This is a genomic window from Rhodanobacter sp. Root179 (assembly GCF_001428465.1).
Lineage (GTDB): Bacteria > Pseudomonadota > Gammaproteobacteria > Xanthomonadales > Rhodanobacteraceae > Rhodanobacter.
Genome location: NZ_LMHR01000024.1, coordinates 1 through 14,514 on the forward strand (window position 1 = coordinate 1; position 14,514 = coordinate 14,514).

A 14,514-nucleotide genomic window follows, 5' to 3' on the forward strand; every position below is an offset into this window, starting at 1 on the left:
CTACCTGGCGGCCGATCCGAAGCGGGCGATGACCATCGTCACCCACGGCCTGACCGGCAAGATCACGGTGAACGGTCACGAGTACGACTCGGTGATGCCGCCGATGAGCCAGCTCAACGACGACGAGGTGGCGAACATCCTGACCTATGTGCTGAACAGCTGGGACAACCCGGGTGGCCAGATCACCAAGGAAGAGGTCGCCAAGGCCCGTGCCGAAGCACCCCCCATGGCGGCCCCGGAGCACTGACATGCCTGCACGACTGGCACTCGGGCTGCTGGGCCTGATGCTCGCACTACCGGCAGTGGCGGCAGACTACGTCGCCCTGCCGGGCGGGACCTTCACCAGCGTGCTGCCGGCCGATGGCAAGGCAGCGCCGGCGCAGGTGGCACCATTCCGTTTGCGCACCGAGCTGGTCACCAACGGCGAGTTCCTGGCCTTCGTCAAGAAGCACCCCGAGTGGCAGCGCGACAAGGTGGCCAGCATCCTCGCCGATGCGCGCTACCTCACCCAGTGGGGCCATCCCGCCGCACTGGGTGACACGGCGCTGCCGCGTCAGCCGGTGACCCGGGTCAGCTGGTTCGCCGCGCAAGCCTATTGCGAGAGCGAAAACGCACGCCTGCCCAGCTGGTACGAATGGGAATACGCGGCGGCGGCCGATGCCACGCGCCGCGATGCGCGGGCCGATCCGGCCTGGCGCGAAAGCATCCTGGGCTGGTACTCACGGCCGTCCAGCGCGGCATTGCCCGAAGTCGGCGGTATCGCCAATGCCTATGGCATACGCGACATCAACGGAGTGGTATGGGAGTGGGTCGATGACTTCAACGCGCTGATGGTTGCCAGCGACAGCCGCGAGCAGGGCGATCCGGACCTGCTGAAATTCTGCGGCGCGGGCGCGATCAGCCTGCAGGAGAAGGAAAACTACGCGGTGCTGATGCGCATAGCGATGCTGTCCGCGCTCAAGGCCGCCAACACCACCAACAACATGGGCTTCCGTTGCGCGAAGTCCGAATGAGGCATGCGCCATGAAACGTCTGTTGTCCCTGCTTGCGATGCTCCTGCTGCTTGGCAGCGCGCGGGCGGCCACGCCGCTGCCCGGCGATTCGGTCTACAACCTGTCGGTGCAGTTGACCGACCAGGACGGTCATCGGCAGAAGCTGGCCGAGCGGCGCGGCCGGCCACAGCTGGTCACCATGTTCTACACCTCGTGCCAGATGGTCTGCCCGATGATCATCGACAGCATGCGGCTGACCCGCAATGCACTGGACCCGGCCACCCGTGCCCGGATCGACCTGCTGGCGGTGAGCTTCGACCCCGTGCGTGACGACGTGGCCACGCTGCGCACCTACGCCGACAAGCGCAAGCTGGATTCGCGCATCTGGACCCTGGCGCGGGCCGAGCCCGCACAGGTGCGCCAGCTGTCCGGCGTGCTGGGCCTGCAGTACCGCCAGCTGCCGGACAAGGAATTCAACCACAGCAGCGAACTGATCCTGCTGGACAGCGACGGTCGCATCGCCGCGCGCACCACCCGCATCGGCAAGCTCGACCCGGCCTTCGTCGAGGCGATCCGCAAGCTGGTGGCTGCCACGCCGCAGGGTTGAGCGCAGGACGCAACCCGGGTTGATCCATGTCAGCGCGGCATGCGGCGGTCGCGCGCAGACTTGGGCGCATGCTTCCGGAGAGTGCGCATGAGTGCCTGGTATCCGTGGATCGTGCTGCTGCACCTGTCCTGCGCGATCGTGTTCGTCGGCGCGGTGACCTTCGAGGTGGTGGTGCTCGAAGCGCTGTACCGGCATTTCGACATCGCCACCATGCAGAGCATCGAGAAGGCCGTGATGGCGCGGGTGCGCCGGTTCATGCCGGTGGTGGTGATCCTGCTGTTCGTCAGCGGCGGCGTGTTGTTCGAGATCCGCTGCGGCGGGCTCGAATGCGTCGGCAGCCGCTTCGGCAACTGGCTGCTGCTCAAGGTGCTGCTGGCGTTTGGCGTGCTCGGGGTATTCGTCAACGCGATGTGGACGATGCGCAGCGGCAAGATGGACGTCTGCCGGTTCAGGCACACCCATCGCATCGTGCTGGGCTTGATGGTCGGCATCGTGTTCCTGGCCAAGACCATGTTCTACTTGTAGCCATCCATCCAGCAACGAGGTGCACGATGTCCACAGTCACATTCAAGGGCCAGCCGATCAGCGTCGACGGCCAGTTTCCCGCGCCGGGTTCGACCGCGCCGGCCTTCAGCCTGGTCGGCGCCGATCTGTCCGACGTGACGCTGTCGAGCCATGCCGGCAAGCGCAAGGTGCTGAACATCTTTCCCAGCATCGACACCGGCGTGTGCGCCACCTCGGTGCGCCGCTTCAACGAGCTGGCCGGCCAGCTCGACAACACCGTGGTGCTGTGCATCTCGGCCGACCTGCCGTTCGCGCAGGCGCGTTTCTGCGGCGCCGAAGGACTGGACAAGGTGATCAACCTGTCGCTGATGCGCGGCCGCCAGTTCCTCAACGACTACGGCGTGGCGATCGCCAGCGGCCCGTTGGCGGGGTTGGCTGCGCGTGCGGTGGTGGTATTGGACGAACATGACAAGGTCATCCATGCCGAGCTGGTCAGCGAGATCGGCCACGAGCCGAACTATGACGCGGCGTTGAAAGCGCTGGCCTGATCGCGACTATTGTAGGAGCACACCCTGTGCGCTCCTACGGGCGCTCGATGCCGACGATCGGCACGCCGAACGGCTGGGCCTGCGGATGGAGACCCAGTCCGTATTTCAGGCTGCGACCGATGCGCTCGGCGTATTCCAGCATCGTGGCGGCCGCGGTTTCGTCCAGTTCTTCCGCGCAGGTTTCGCGCCACAGCGCCAGCCAGCGGTCGAAGTGTTCGGCACGGATCGGATGGGGCCGGTGCGCACCCATCGGATTGCCGCGATAGCTGCCGGCGCGCAGCGCCACCGAAGCCCAGAACGAGGTGAGCAGGCGCTTGTGTTCATCCCAGTCATGCACGGCCGCGTTGAAGATCGGACCGATCTGTGCGTCGCGACGCACCTTCTCGTAGAAATGGTCGACCAGCCTGGCCAGCGCGGTTTCATCGAGGGGTGACTGCGGGTTCATGCGGGACATTGTGGATCCGTGCGTGGAACGATGTGTGATGCCGGCACCAACAAAAAACGCATCCGGCCATGACGGCCGGATGCGTCGCTGGTCCAAGGAGCTTACTGGCCCAGGCTCAAGGTGCCCTTCATCAGCGCGGCGTGGCCGGGGAAGGTGCAGAAGAACGCGTACTGCTCGCCTGCCTTCAGCTTGGCCACGTTGATCGTGGCGACATCGGATTCGCCGCCGCCGATCAACTTGGTGTGGGCGATGATGCGCGCGTCACCCGGCTTTTCGTAGCTGCTGGCCGCGCCGGCCTTCATGCCGTCGGAAATCACGCCCGCCTCATCGCTGGCGTGCGACAGCACCCAGTTGTGACCCATCGCGGTGGCCGGCAGCTTGCCGGTGTGCTTCAGGGTGACCTTGAACGACTTGCAGGTCTTGGGTACGGTGATCGTCTTGGTGTTGAACTGCATGGCGTCGTTGGCCTCGACCGTGGTCGCGCATTCGGCGGCCATCAGCGGAGTGGAAAGCAGGCCGAGCAGGGCAATGGCAATCAGTTTGCGCATCATGGGTTGCTCCTTGGGGAAGTTGGGGAACGAGTGAATTCTGCGATGGTGGTGCGTCATCGGCACTGACCTGGATCATGGCTTTCGCACTATCCGTCCCGGACACTCTAGCGACACACCGGCAGGCGTCGGAAGGAGGCAAGATGACGCACGTCGTCACCGAAAACTGCATCAACTGCAAGCACACCGATTGCGTCGAGGTGTGTCCGGTGGACTGCTTCCACGCCGGTCCCAATTTCCTGGTGATCGACCCCGACGAATGCATCGACTGCACGCTGTGCGTGGAGGAGTGCCCTGTCGGCGCGATCTTCCCCGAGCTCGACGTGCCGGCGGGCCAGGAGATCTTCATGTCGATCAACGCCGAGCTGGCGCGCGAATGGCCAGTGCTGACCAGCAAGATCCCGGCGATGGAGGACGCGGCGAAGTGGGACGGCGTGCCGGACAAGCTGCCGCTGCTGCAACGCTGACCTCATTGGCTCCGCGCCGATACGGGCGACGCGAAAAGAAAAGGTTTATGGTGGGACGGCTCGGCGCGACGGCAGGGGAGTGGGGTCGTCGCATCGATGCTTGCGCGCGGGCCCAACCGGCATGGTCATGCTCATGATCATGCGATCTTTCGTCGCATCGGCCCGCATTCTCTCGCCTTGCCGGAGGAAGTAGCGATGAATGAAGCCGCACAACCCTTGACCGACGACGATACCGAGTTGTCGCCGTGGTGGCTGCGAACGGTGGCGCTGGTGATGGTGATCGGCTTCGCCGGATTGCTTGCCGTCACCTTGCTCGCCTACCGCAATGCGCCGCCGATTCCCGCAAAGGTGGTCGACGCCCAAGGCGCCGTGCTGTTCAGCGGCGACGATATTCGTGATGGCCAGGCGGTGTTCCTCAAGTACGGCCTGATGGACAACGGCAGCATCTGGGGACATGGCGCCTATCTGGGGCCGGATTATTCCGCCGAGGCGCTGCATCGTCTGGGCGAAGACACCGCTGCGGCCATTGCAGGCACGCAGTACGGCAAGCCCGTGGCTGCGCTGGATGCACGGCAGCAGGCCGCAGTGCACGCTGAAACGGCGGTGACCCTGAAGACCAATCGCTACGACGCGCAGAGTGGCGTGTTGCAATTGATCGAACCCGAAGCCGTCGCCTACCGGCAGCAGATCGGTTATTGGACCGACTATTTCAAGGACCCTACGAAGAATGGCGGGCTCAAGCCGAGCCTGATCACTGACCCTGCGGAGCTGCACCAGTTCACCGCCTTCGTGACCTGGGCGGCGTGGGCTTCGGTGGCGATGCGGCCCGGCACGGACGCGTCGTATACCAACAACTTTCCCTACGACCCCAGCGTGGGCAATGTCGCCACCGGAAGCGCGCTGTTGTGGAGCGCGCTCAGCCTGCTGGTGCTGCTGGCTGGTATCGCGACCGTGCTGCTGGCATTCGGCAAGTTCGATTATCTGGGCTGGATCAGCCGCGGCCATCACGTTCATCCGCAACTGCTGCCGGGGCAGTCCAGCCGGGGCCAGCGTGCACTGGTGAAGTTCTTCGTGGTGGTGGCGTTGCTGTTCCTGATGCAGACCCTGGTCGGTGGCGGCGTGGCGCACTTTCGCGCCGATCCGGGCAGCTTCTACGGCTTCCAGCTGGAGAACATTTTCCCCAGCAACCTGCTGCGCACCTGGCATCTGCAAACCGCGATCTTCTGGATCGCCACGGCGTATGTGGCTGCCGCCCTGTTCCTTGGCCGCTCGTTGCGCGCGCCGGATGACGAGCCGCGCTGGCTGGCCGGCTGGGTGCACGTGCTGTTTGCGGCCTTCGTGGTGGTCATCGGCGGCAGCCTGCTCGGGGTCTGGGCCGGTATCGAGCAGAAGCTGGGCAATCTGTGGTTCTGGCTTGGCGACCAGGGCTGGGAGTACCTCGAGCTCGGACGCGTATGGCAATACCTGCTGGTGGTTGGTCTGCTGGTCTGGTTCGCCATCCTGTGGGTGCTGGCGCGACCGCGCGCAGTGGCCAACGTGGCCGCCCGACCGCTGGCGAAAATGTTCATGTTCGCCGCCGTCGCCATTCCGGTGTTCTACGTGCCGGCGTTGTTTTTTGGTGCCAAGACCAATTACACGGTGGTCGATACGTGGCGCTTCTGGATCATCCATCTGTGGGTCGAGGGCTTCTTCGAGTTCTTCGCCACGACCATCGTGGCGCTGACCTTCTATCAACTGGGCCTGACCCGGCGCAACGTGGCTTTGCGCGTGATCTACCTGGACGCCATCCTGTATTTCCTGGGCGGCCTGATCGGCACCGGGCACCACTGGTATTTCACCGGCCACACGAACTTCAACATGTCGCTTTCGGCGCTGTTCTCGGTACTCGAAGTGGTGCCGCTGACCTTGCTGACGCTGGACGCCTGGGACTTCGTGCGCACCACCCGCGGCGATTGCGACGTGTGCGGCAAGGCCGTGGCGGTGCCGCACAAGTGGACGTTCTACTTCCTCATGGCGGTGGGCTTCTGGAACTTCGTCGGCGCGGGCATGTTCGGCTTCTTTCTCAACCTGCCGATCGTCAGCTACTACGAAGTGGGCACGCAGATCACGCCGACCCATGGCCATGCGGCGCTGATGGGCGTGTTCGGGATGCTGGCCGTCGCGCTGATGGTGTTCTGCCTTCGCCAGGCCAGCAGCGACGCGCGGTGGCCCGGCATCGAGAAGTACGTCAGGGTGGCGTTCTGGGGCACCAACATCGGACTGATGCTGATGATCCTGATGAGCCTGTTTCCCAGTGGCGTGATGCAGTTGTGGGACGTGCTGAAGCACGGCTACTGGCATGCGCGCAGCGCCGAGTACGTGGCGATTCCGCGTTCGCACCTGGTCGAATGGCTGCGCCTGCCCGGTGACCTGATCTTCATCGGCTTCGGCGCCATCCCGCTGGTGATTGCTTCGATCAAGGGTTGGCTGGGCGTCCGCGCGGATGCGCGGGCGGAGGCGCGCTGATTTTCGATCGCGCATGAAAAAGCCCGCGCCGACCAGGATCGGCGCGGGCTTCGGTGTCTGCGAATCTGCGGATTACTTCGCGATGACGCGCACCATTTCCAGGCACTTGTTCGAGTAGCCCCACTCGTTGTCGTACCAGCTGACCAGCTTGACGAAGGTGCTGTCCAGCGCGATGCCGGCGTCGGCGTCGAACACCGAGGTGCAGGTTTCGCCGCGGAAATCGGTGGCCACGACCTTGTCTTCGGTATAGCCGAGGATGCCCTTCAGCGGGCCTTCGCTCTGCGCCTTCATCTCGGCGCAGATCTCGGCGTAGCTGGCGTCCTTTTCCAGCTCGACGGTGAGGTCGACCACCGAGACGTCCGAGGTCGGCACGCGGAAGCTCATGCCGGTGAGCTTCTTGTTGAGCTCGGGGATCACCACGCCGACCGCCTTGGCCGCGCCGGTGGAGGACGGGATGATGTTTTCCAGGATGCCGCGGCCGCCGCGCCAGTCCTTGTTGCTCGGGCCGTCCACGGTCTTCTGGGTGGCGGTGGCCGCGTGCACGGTGGTCATCAGGCCGCGCTTGATGCCCCACTTGTCGTTGAGCACCTTGGCGATCGGCGCCAGGCAGTTGGTGGTGCAGCTGGCGTTGGAGATGATCGCCTCGCCCTTGTAGGTCTTGTCGTTGACGCCGTAGACGAACATCGGCGTGTCGTCCTTGGACGGCGCGGACAGGATCACCTTCTTCGCACCCGCGTCAATGTGCTTCTGCGCGGTTTCCTTGGTCAGGAACAGGCCGGTGGACTCGATCACCACGTCGGCGTTCACTTCATTCCACTTCAGGTTGGCCGGGTCGCGTTCCTGGGTCAGGCGGATGGTCTTGCCGTTGATCACCAGCTGACCGTCCACGATCTTAACGTCGCCCTTGAAGCGGCCGTGCACGGAGTCGTAGCTCAGCATGTAGGCAAGGTAGTCCGGCTCCAGCAGGTCGTTGATCGCCACGATCTCGATGTCGTTGCCGAAGTTCTGCACGGCAGAGCGCAGCACGTTGCGACCGATGCGGCCGAAGCCGTTGATGCCGACCTTGATGGTCATGAGTGAACGTCCTCCTTAGGGGATGGCAGGCAAGGCCGCGGCAGCGGCCGGGAAACGGCCATTTTACAGCCAATCCGCCCGGGTTGCCCGACCGGCGCGGCAGGCCGGGCGAAGCCGGATGGCATGGCACCGGCCGCCGCCGTGCACGGGACGCGGCGAGCGGCAAAAAGCCGCAGTCGACTGTGGCATGCTGAGGACATCATTCCGCTGGATCAACCGCCATGAGTTTCACCCGCCGCGCCGCCGTCCTGCTGGCCTGTCTCGTCATCGCGCCGGCGCAGGCATGGGGGCCGCTGGGTCACAGCGTGGTGGCCGAACTGGCGCAGCGCCATCTGAGTCCCGCCGCCGAAGCCGAGGTCGTACGCCTGCTGGCGCCGGAGCACACGAGCTCGCTGGCCGACATCGCCAACTGGCCGGACCAGATGCAGAACGATCCGGCGATGGCGGCCTTGTGGAAGCAGACCCGTGGCCAGCACTACATCAACTTCCGCGGCGGCAGCGCCTGCGACTACGTGCCGCCGCGCGACTGTCGCAACGGCAATTGCGTGGTGTCGGCCCTGCAGTATTACGTCGGCGTGCTGGGTGATCGCAGCCAGAGCGACAAGGCGCGGCGCAATGCGCTGAAGTTCGTGGTGCATTTTGTCGGCGACATCCACCAGCCGCTGCATGCCGGCTATCGCGACGACAAGGGTGGCAACACCTTCCAGGTGCAGTTCGACGGCAAGGGCAGCAACCTGCACAAGGTGTGGGATTCGAGCATGCTCTACAGCCGCGACCTGGACTGGCAGCAGTACGCGCAACGGCTGGATTCCGCCGTGCCGGTCGCGCTGCCCGCGCCAATCGCCCCGCTGGACAACCCCTACGCCCAGTGGGCCGAGGAATCCTGCCGGATCACCGCCGAGCCGGGTTTCTATCCGTCCGGGCACACGATCGACAAGGCCTACGTCAAGGCCGAGCTGCCCGAGGCGGAGCTGCGCCTGCGCCAGGCCGGTCGTCGGCTGGCGGCGGTATTGAACCTCGCCCTGGGCAAATAGCCGTCCGTGTCATCGCCTATGCATACGAATGCATGGGGATGGCGTGCCCTCCTTCATCTGCTAGCCTCGACCCATGAACGAAAATCCGCTGCGCCGTACCAAGATCGTCGCCACCCTGGGCCCTGCCACCGATGCGCCGGGCATGCTGGCGCGGATCATCGCCGAAGGCGTCAACGTGGTTCGCCTGAATCTTTCGCACGGCCAGCCCGACGATCATCGGGCGCGCGCCAATGCGGTGCGTGCCGCGGCCAGCGAGGCCGGTTGCGAAGTGGGCATCCTGGCCGACCTGCAGGGACCGAAGATCCGCATCGAGACGTTCGCCAACGGGCCGGTGGAGCTGGTCGACGGCGCACCCTTCGTGCTGGATTGCCGGCCCGATGCGCCGCCCGGCGATGCCTCGCGCGTGGGCGTGAGCTATTACGGCCTGCCCGGCGACGTGCATGCCGGAGACGTGCTGCTGCTGGATGACGGGCTGGTCGCGCTGACCGTGCTGGACGTGGTCGGTGCCGAGGTGCGTTGCCAGGTGCTGATCGGCGGCAGGCTGTCCAACCGCAAGGGACTCAACCGCCAGGGCGGCGGACTCTCGGTGACGGCGCTGTCGGACAAGGACAAGTCCGACATCAAGCTGGCCGCCGAGATCGGCGCCGATTTCCTGGCCATCTCGTTCGTCCGTTCGGCCGAAGACATGCACCAGGCGCGGCGCCTGCTGCACGAGGCCGGTGGCAACGCCGCGCTGGTGGCGAAGATCGAGCGCGCCGATGCGATCCCCGTGCTGGGCGAAATCATCGACGCGTCCGACGTGGTGATGGTGGCGCGCGGCGATCTGGGCGTGGAGATCGGCGACGCCGAGCTGCCCGGCCTGCAGAAGAAGATCATCCGCGAGTCGGTGCAGCGCAACCGCGCGGTGATCACCGCCACCCAGATGCTGCAGTCGATGGTGCGCTCGCCGATCCCGACCCGGGCCGAAGTGCTCGACGTGGCGAACGCGGTGATCGACGGCACCGACGCGGTGATGCTGTCGGAGGAAACCGCCGCCGGTGCGCATCCGGACAAGGCGGTGGCCGCGATGCGCCGGATCTGCCTGGGCGCCGAACGCCAGTTCGAGCCGAAGGAGGACCTGACCGCCACCGGCCACATGCTCGATCGCACCGACCAGGCGATCGCGCTGGCGGCGATGATGCTGGCCAGCCAGCTCGACGTGCGGGCGATCGTGGCGCTGACCGAATCCGGCGCCACCGCGCAATGGCTGTCGCGCTACGGCAGCGCCGTACCCATCTTTGCCCTGTCGCCGATGGCCGGCTCGCGTCGGCGCATGCTGCTGTTGCGCGACGTGCAGCCGGTGGCGTTCTCCCACGAGGGCCTGACTTCGGTCGCCACCGCACGCTCGGCGGTGCAGCAGTTGTTCGCCCAGGGACGTCTGCAGGAAGGCGATCGCGTGGTGCTGACCCAGGGCGACCACGTCGGCCAGGGCGGCGGCACCAATACGCTGAAGCTGCTTTCGGTCGGCAGCGACGGCATGGTGGAGTGCCTGCGCGACCTGTGACGGGTCGAACAAGGCGCGACTTCCTGGCAACAGGCGTTTCACTGGGGACAAAGTCATGAAGACGACGTTGCATACCGTGCTGTGCGTGGCCATTCGGCTTGGCGCCGTGCTCATGGCGGTAGGTATTCTTGAACAGATACCGGGACTTGTGCTTTATCCCACGCAGGACGGCCACCTCGTGTGGGCAGCGTTGTCGCTGCATGGCGCCGGCCTGCTGCTGGCTTTTGCGCTGTGGCTGTGGCCGAACCTGCTGGCATGGTGGGCGGTGGGGCGCAACCGGCATGAAATGCTGGAACTGGCGATCACCCCGGCGCAACTGCAATACGTGGCGATGTCCGTCGTGGGGATATGGGCGCTGATCGGTGGCCTGAGCGGTCTTGTCGCGCACGGCGCGGTGGTCCTGTTCGTCAAGCAAGCCGCGGTGGTGGGTGATGCTTCCGGCATGATTCCCGCCAGTGAATGGCGCTCGATGGTCTATTTCGGAACGATGCTGTTGACCGGCGCGGCGCTGACCCTCGGCGCGCGTGGTCTGGCGGGGTTGCTGCAGCGCCTGCGCGGCTACCCGCAGGCCATCACGGCGAGCGACGATAACGCTGACTTCGCACAGGACGGTTAAACTGCCGGCACAAGGATTTCGTCCATGTCCTCCAGGAGTTCGTCATGAAAACCACGATTCGCCCACTTCGTCGCGGACTGTTGCTGGCATTGGCGCTTGGCGTCGTCGCCCCGGTGTTCGCCCAGGGCCAAGCGCGCAAGATCGACCAGCAAGACCTCTATCGCTACTGGATCCTGCTCAACACCCAGGTGCAGATGGATGTGCCCAATACGGGACTGAACCTGGACAAGCCCGGTTGCGCGGCGGTGACTTATACGGTCGGTTCGGACGGCGTGCCGATGAACGTGCAGGTGGCCAAGGTGGTGCCCAAGAGCGACCTGGGACCGGTGGCGCGCAGCGCGGTTTCCAACTTCCGCTACGGCCCGTCGCTGAGCAATCGCATCGGTGAGCCGGTGGCCACCTATTACATCGTGCCGTTCAACGCGCCCAAGGACCCGGCTCAGCGCCAGCAGCTGATGGATGCCTGCAAGCTGCCTGGCTACACGCCCTGAGGCGGTCGCGGGCCGCCGCGGGGCGGCCCTGCGCGCCCGCCGGTGAATCTGGCCTATAATTGCCGTTTTGAACCATGCCGCTTCGTCTTCGAGGCGGCTTCAACCATGTGCGGGCGTGAAGCCGGCCGCACCACGGAGTCGTCATGAGTATTGAAGATCTCGAAAGCATCGCCCTGGCGATGGTCGCGCCCGGCAAGGGCATCATCGCCATCGACGAGTCGACCAACACCATCAAGAAGCGTTTCGAGGCCGTCGGCATCGAGAACACCGAGGAAAACCGCCGCGCCTACCGTGAGCTGCTACTGACCACGCCGGGCCTGAACGAGCACATCTCCGGTGCGATCCTGTACGACGAGACGATCCGCCAGTCGACCAAGGACGGCGTGCCGTTCACCCAGGTCATGAAGAAGCTGGGCATCATCCCCGGCATCAAGGTCGACAAGGGCCCGCAGCCGCTGGCCGGCTTCCCCGGTGACGTGGTCACCGAAGGCCTCGACGGCCTGCGTGAACGCCTGCAGGAATACGCCAAGCTCGGCGCGCAGTTCGCCAAGTGGCGCGCGGTGATCAACATCACCGAAGAGAACCCCAGCTCCACCGCGATCGAGGCGAACTGCCACGTGCTGGCGCGCTATGCGGCGCTGTGCCAGGAAGCGGGCCTGGTGCCGATGGTCGAGCCCGAAGTGATCATGGACGGCGACCACAGCATCGAAGTCAGCTACGAAGTGCACGAGGCCGTGCTGCGCAGCCTGTTCAACGCGCTGTACGAGCAGAACGTGATGCTGGAAGGCACCATCCTGAAGATCAGCATGGTCATCCCGGGCAAGGACTCGGACGAGCAGGTCGACGTCGAGGAAGTGGCCGAGGCCACCGTGCGCGTGTTGAAGTCCACCGTGCCGGCCTCGCTGCCGGGCATCGTGTTCCTTTCCGGCGGCCAGACCGACGAGCAGTCCACCGCCCATCTGAACGCGATGAACCAGATCGGTCCGCATCCGTGGCCGCTGTCGTTCTCCTACGGTCGCGCCATGCAGCAGGCGGCGCTGAAGCTGTGGTCGAAGGACATGAAGGCGAACTATGCCGACGCCCAGAAGACCGTGCACGCCCGCGCCCGTGACAACGGCCTGGCGGCGCTGGGTCAGTGGAAGGGCTGAGGTTGAATTCCCGCGGTCGTCGGTGATCGCGGGAAGTTGCACGCTACAAAAAGAACGGGCGCCTCGCGGCGCCCGTTTTTTTACCTTGCTTGAGCCGACAACCGATCAGAAGCGATATTCGGCGCTGACCGAAACCATGTCGGTGCTGAGATCCACGCGGTCCTTCTTCGCGTCGTAGTAGTCGTAGTTCAGGCCGACACTGACGTTGTTGCTGAAGTCGTAACCCACGCCGGCACCGGCGTACCAGCTGGTGTCGTCCAAGCCCTTGCGAACCGGGTTGGCGTCGTTGCTGAGGCCGTGGCCCTTCCAGCCGTAGATGCCGCCGCGGGCGCTAACGTACCAGTTCGGGGTGACGTTGAAGTGGCCGTTCACGCCGGCGGTCCAGCCGTGCAGCTGCGATTTGCCATCCTCGACCACCGGCTGGCTGTTGAAGATGTTCTTGGCGTGGATGTTGCCCAGATCGTTGTAACCGACCTCGGCGCCCAGCGCGACCGACGGGCTCACCGCCCAACGGTAACCGCCGTTGATGCCATAGCCGGTGTCGTTGTCGTCATACGCACCATGGTTGATCGAGGTCTGGCCGACGTTGCCGTTGATGAACCAGCCGTCATTGTGCGTGGGTGCGCTCTGCGCGAACACGGCGGGGCCGGCGAACACGCCAGCGGTGGCCAGGGCGAGGGCAATCAGGGTCTTGTTCATTTTCATGGAGCTTCTCCAGTTTGTTGTCATGGCAGTCGGCCCGATGGGGGAGTGGCCGCTGCTGGTGGTGCGCTGTCCAAGGTGGTCGGCGACACGGAGACTTAGATGGGTCGGGCCGGGAAAGATTCAATACCGATTAGTTCAGTATTAAGCCGGCGTTAACGAAAACGGCTCGGACGGATCAGAAACGGTACTCGGCCGTCAGCGAAGCCGTGTCCGAGGTCAGGCCGACCCGATCCTTGTTGGCGCGGTAGTAGTCGTACGACAGGCCCAGGCTGAAATGCGGATTGAAGTCGTAGCCCGTGCCCACGCCGGCATACCAGTCGACCTGGTCGAGGTCATGCCGGTTGATGTCCTGGTTGGCGTAGCCGTGGCCCTTCCAGCCATACACGCCGGCCCGGCCGCTGACATACAGCCCCTGCCACACGTTGATCTTGCCGTTGACGCCGGCGGTCCAGCCGCGCAGCGCGTTGCGGCGGTCGGTCAGGTTGACGTCGTTGCTGTTGAAGGCGTTCTTCAGCTTGAAGTTGCCCAGGTCGTTGTAGCCGACCTCCACGCCGAGGCCGACATCCGGGCCGACCTTCCAGCGGTAGCCGCCGTTGATGGCGTAGGTCGTCGGGTGGTCGTTGTAGGGGCCGACGCGCATGTGCGCCTGGCCGACACTGCCGTTGAGGAACCAGTTGCCGCTGCCGATCGGCTGGCCGGGCTGGAAGTTGCCGCTCGTGGCGGCTTCGGTCGTGCCGGCCGTAGACTGGGTGTCCTGGGCAAAGGCCGGAACCGTGCACAGTCCGGTGGTGGCGATGGTGAGTGCGAATAGATGCTTGTTCATGGGGAGTCCTCTTCTTTGATCCGGACCACGGCGCATTCAGCGGAACGCGCGGGTCGGGCAGCGCTCGGGGATGGCGCTGCGGGCACATTGATAGTGGGTCGAGACTGAAGCTCGCCGAACCGTGGGGTGTCGGGGTTAAGCGGTGATTAATCGAAAAGCCGCAGACGACAGCGCACGGTCGATCGGCGACAATAGACGTTTTGCACCCGCCGGAGACTGCCCGATGACCACCCGCCGCGAACTCGCCAACGCCGTGCGAGCCCTTGCCATGGATGCCGTGGAAGCGGCCAAGTCCGGTCATCCGGGCATGCCGATGGGCATGGCCGATCTCGCCGAGGTGCTGTGGAACGATTTCCTGAAGTTCAATCCGGCCAACCCCAAGTGGTTCAACCGCGATCGCTTCGTGCTGTCCAACGGCCACGGCTCGATGCTGCAGTACGCGCTGCTGCACCTGACCGGCTTCG

Annotated in this window: 16 protein-coding genes and 2 pseudogenes; 13 read left to right on the forward strand and 5 right to left on the reverse strand. The window is 65.0% G+C overall.

Going from position 1 to position 14,514, the window contains the following annotated elements:
• The 5 genes and pseudogenes from ASD82_RS00655 to tpx all read left to right on the forward strand — a co-directional run.
• Positions 1 to 247, forward strand: a pseudogene (locus ASD82_RS00655) (cytochrome c); the annotation flags it as partial.
• Between the two features lies 1 nt (position 248).
• Positions 249 to 1,013, forward strand: a complete 765-nt coding sequence (locus ASD82_RS00660; RefSeq protein WP_056713943.1) for a formylglycine-generating enzyme family protein — start codon at positions 249 to 251, stop codon at positions 1,011 to 1,013.
• Between the two features lie 10 nt (positions 1,014 to 1,023).
• Positions 1,024 to 1,599, forward strand: coding sequence for an SCO family protein (locus ASD82_RS00665; RefSeq protein WP_056713945.1), 576 nt, complete (start codon positions 1,024 to 1,026; stop codon positions 1,597 to 1,599).
• Positions 1,600 to 1,686: 87 nt separating this feature from the next.
• On the forward strand, positions 1,687 to 2,124 hold the full coding sequence (locus tag ASD82_RS00670; protein ID WP_056713949.1) for a hypothetical protein: 438 nt from the start codon (positions 1,687 to 1,689) through the stop codon (positions 2,122 to 2,124).
• A 26-nt stretch (positions 2,125 to 2,150) separates the two neighbouring features.
• The gene (gene tpx / locus ASD82_RS00675) at positions 2,151 to 2,651 is read left to right on the forward strand and encodes a thiol peroxidase (RefSeq protein WP_056713951.1); all 501 of its coding nucleotides are present in this window, start codon (positions 2,151 to 2,153) and stop codon (positions 2,649 to 2,651) included.
• 34 nt (positions 2,652 to 2,685) lie between these two features.
• Here the strand turns inward: tpx and ASD82_RS00680 are convergent, their stop codons facing one another.
• A complete protein-coding gene (locus ASD82_RS00680) occupies positions 2,686 to 3,096 on the reverse strand; it encodes a group III truncated hemoglobin (RefSeq protein ID WP_056713954.1) in 411 nt (136 codons plus the stop codon).
• A gap of 101 nt (positions 3,097 to 3,197) precedes the next feature.
• A complete protein-coding gene (gene azu, locus ASD82_RS00685; protein WP_056713982.1) occupies positions 3,198 to 3,644 on the reverse strand; it encodes an azurin in 447 nt (148 codons plus the stop codon).
• A gap of 143 nt (positions 3,645 to 3,787) precedes the next feature.
• On the opposite strand from azu, the gene fdxA reads away from it, so the two are divergent.
• Positions 3,788 to 4,111, forward strand: coding sequence for a ferredoxin FdxA (gene fdxA, locus ASD82_RS00690; protein WP_056713957.1), 324 nt, complete (start codon positions 3,788 to 3,790; stop codon positions 4,109 to 4,111).
• Positions 4,112 to 4,306: 195 nt separating this feature from the next.
• On the forward strand, positions 4,307 to 6,616 hold the full coding sequence (locus tag ASD82_RS00695) for a cbb3-type cytochrome c oxidase subunit I (RefSeq protein WP_056713960.1): 2,310 nt from the start codon (positions 4,307 to 4,309) through the stop codon (positions 6,614 to 6,616).
• A gap of 72 nt (positions 6,617 to 6,688) precedes the next feature.
• Here the strand turns inward: ASD82_RS00695 and gap are convergent, their stop codons facing one another.
• Entirely contained in the window at positions 6,689 to 7,690 is a 1,002-nt protein-coding gene (gene gap, locus ASD82_RS00700) for a type I glyceraldehyde-3-phosphate dehydrogenase (protein ID WP_056713963.1), read from the reverse strand.
• Positions 7,691 to 7,911: 221 nt separating this feature from the next.
• On the opposite strand from gap, the gene ASD82_RS00705 reads away from it, so the two are divergent.
• From ASD82_RS00705 to ASD82_RS00725, 5 genes are all read left to right on the forward strand, one after another.
• Complete coding sequence (locus tag ASD82_RS00705) at positions 7,912 to 8,724, forward strand: S1/P1 nuclease (protein ID WP_056713966.1); 813 nt, start codon at positions 7,912 to 7,914, stop codon at positions 8,722 to 8,724.
• A 73-nt stretch (positions 8,725 to 8,797) separates the two neighbouring features.
• A complete protein-coding gene (gene pyk / locus ASD82_RS00710; RefSeq protein WP_056713969.1) occupies positions 8,798 to 10,267 on the forward strand; it encodes a pyruvate kinase in 1,470 nt (489 codons plus the stop codon).
• Between the two features lie 55 nt (positions 10,268 to 10,322).
• Positions 10,323 to 10,883: a hypothetical protein gene (locus ASD82_RS00715; protein ID WP_157599001.1), complete on the forward strand. Its 561-nt coding sequence runs from the start codon at positions 10,323 to 10,325 to the stop codon at positions 10,881 to 10,883.
• 44 nt (positions 10,884 to 10,927) lie between these two features.
• Positions 10,928 to 11,374, forward strand: coding sequence for an energy transducer TonB (locus tag ASD82_RS00720; RefSeq protein WP_056713974.1), 447 nt, complete (start codon positions 10,928 to 10,930; stop codon positions 11,372 to 11,374).
• A 143-nt stretch (positions 11,375 to 11,517) separates the two neighbouring features.
• Positions 11,518 to 12,522 carry a class I fructose-bisphosphate aldolase gene (locus ASD82_RS00725; RefSeq protein WP_056713977.1) on the forward strand — a complete coding sequence of 335 codons (1,005 nt, stop codon included), beginning with the start codon at positions 11,518 to 11,520 and terminating at the stop codon, positions 12,520 to 12,522.
• A gap of 105 nt (positions 12,523 to 12,627) precedes the next feature.
• Here ASD82_RS00725 and ASD82_RS00730 read toward each other — a convergent pair whose 3' ends face one another.
• Together ASD82_RS00730 and ASD82_RS00735 are read right to left on the reverse strand one after the other, a co-directional pair.
• A complete protein-coding gene (locus ASD82_RS00730; protein WP_007807528.1) occupies positions 12,628 to 13,227 on the reverse strand; it encodes a porin family protein in 600 nt (199 codons plus the stop codon).
• A 175-nt stretch (positions 13,228 to 13,402) separates the two neighbouring features.
• Complete coding sequence (locus ASD82_RS00735) at positions 13,403 to 14,050, reverse strand: outer membrane beta-barrel protein (RefSeq protein WP_056713979.1); 648 nt, start codon at positions 14,048 to 14,050, stop codon at positions 13,403 to 13,405.
• A gap of 223 nt (positions 14,051 to 14,273) precedes the next feature.
• On the opposite strand from ASD82_RS00735, the pseudogene ASD82_RS00740 reads away from it, so the two are divergent.
• Positions 14,274 to 14,514, forward strand: a pseudogene (locus tag ASD82_RS00740) (transketolase); the annotation flags it as partial.

Coding starts and splice junctions, on each gene's coding strand:
- ASD82_RS00725 (WP_056713977.1), top strand. CDS start 11,518: ATGAGTATTGAAGATCTCGAAAGCATCGCCCTGGCGATGGTCGCGCCC.
- ASD82_RS00730 (WP_007807528.1), bottom strand. CDS start 13,227: ATGAAAATGAACAAGACCCTGATTGCCCTCGCCCTGGCCACCGCTGGC.
- ASD82_RS00715 (WP_157599001.1), top strand. CDS start 10,323: ATGAAGACGACGTTGCATACCGTGCTGTGCGTGGCCATTCGGCTTGGC.
- ASD82_RS00695 (WP_056713960.1), top strand. CDS start 4,307: ATGAATGAAGCCGCACAACCCTTGACCGACGACGATACCGAGTTGTCG.
- ASD82_RS00705 (WP_056713966.1), top strand. CDS start 7,912: ATGAGTTTCACCCGCCGCGCCGCCGTCCTGCTGGCCTGTCTCGTCATC.
- ASD82_RS00660 (WP_056713943.1), top strand. CDS start 249: ATGCCTGCACGACTGGCACTCGGGCTGCTGGGCCTGATGCTCGCACTA.
- ASD82_RS00680 (WP_056713954.1), bottom strand. CDS start 3,096: ATGAACCCGCAGTCACCCCTCGATGAAACCGCGCTGGCCAGGCTGGTC.
- gap (WP_056713963.1), bottom strand. CDS start 7,690: ATGACCATCAAGGTCGGCATCAACGGCTTCGGCCGCATCGGTCGCAAC.
- ASD82_RS00735 (WP_056713979.1), bottom strand. CDS start 14,050: ATGAACAAGCATCTATTCGCACTCACCATCGCCACCACCGGACTGTGC.
- pyk (WP_056713969.1), top strand. CDS start 8,798: ATGAACGAAAATCCGCTGCGCCGTACCAAGATCGTCGCCACCCTGGGC.
- ASD82_RS00665 (WP_056713945.1), top strand. CDS start 1,024: ATGAAACGTCTGTTGTCCCTGCTTGCGATGCTCCTGCTGCTTGGCAGC.
- ASD82_RS00670 (WP_056713949.1), top strand. CDS start 1,687: ATGAGTGCCTGGTATCCGTGGATCGTGCTGCTGCACCTGTCCTGCGCG.
- tpx (WP_056713951.1), top strand. CDS start 2,151: ATGTCCACAGTCACATTCAAGGGCCAGCCGATCAGCGTCGACGGCCAG.
- azu (WP_056713982.1), bottom strand. CDS start 3,644: ATGCGCAAACTGATTGCCATTGCCCTGCTCGGCCTGCTTTCCACTCCG.
- ASD82_RS00720 (WP_056713974.1), top strand. CDS start 10,928: ATGAAAACCACGATTCGCCCACTTCGTCGCGGACTGTTGCTGGCATTG.
- fdxA (WP_056713957.1), top strand. CDS start 3,788: ATGACGCACGTCGTCACCGAAAACTGCATCAACTGCAAGCACACCGAT.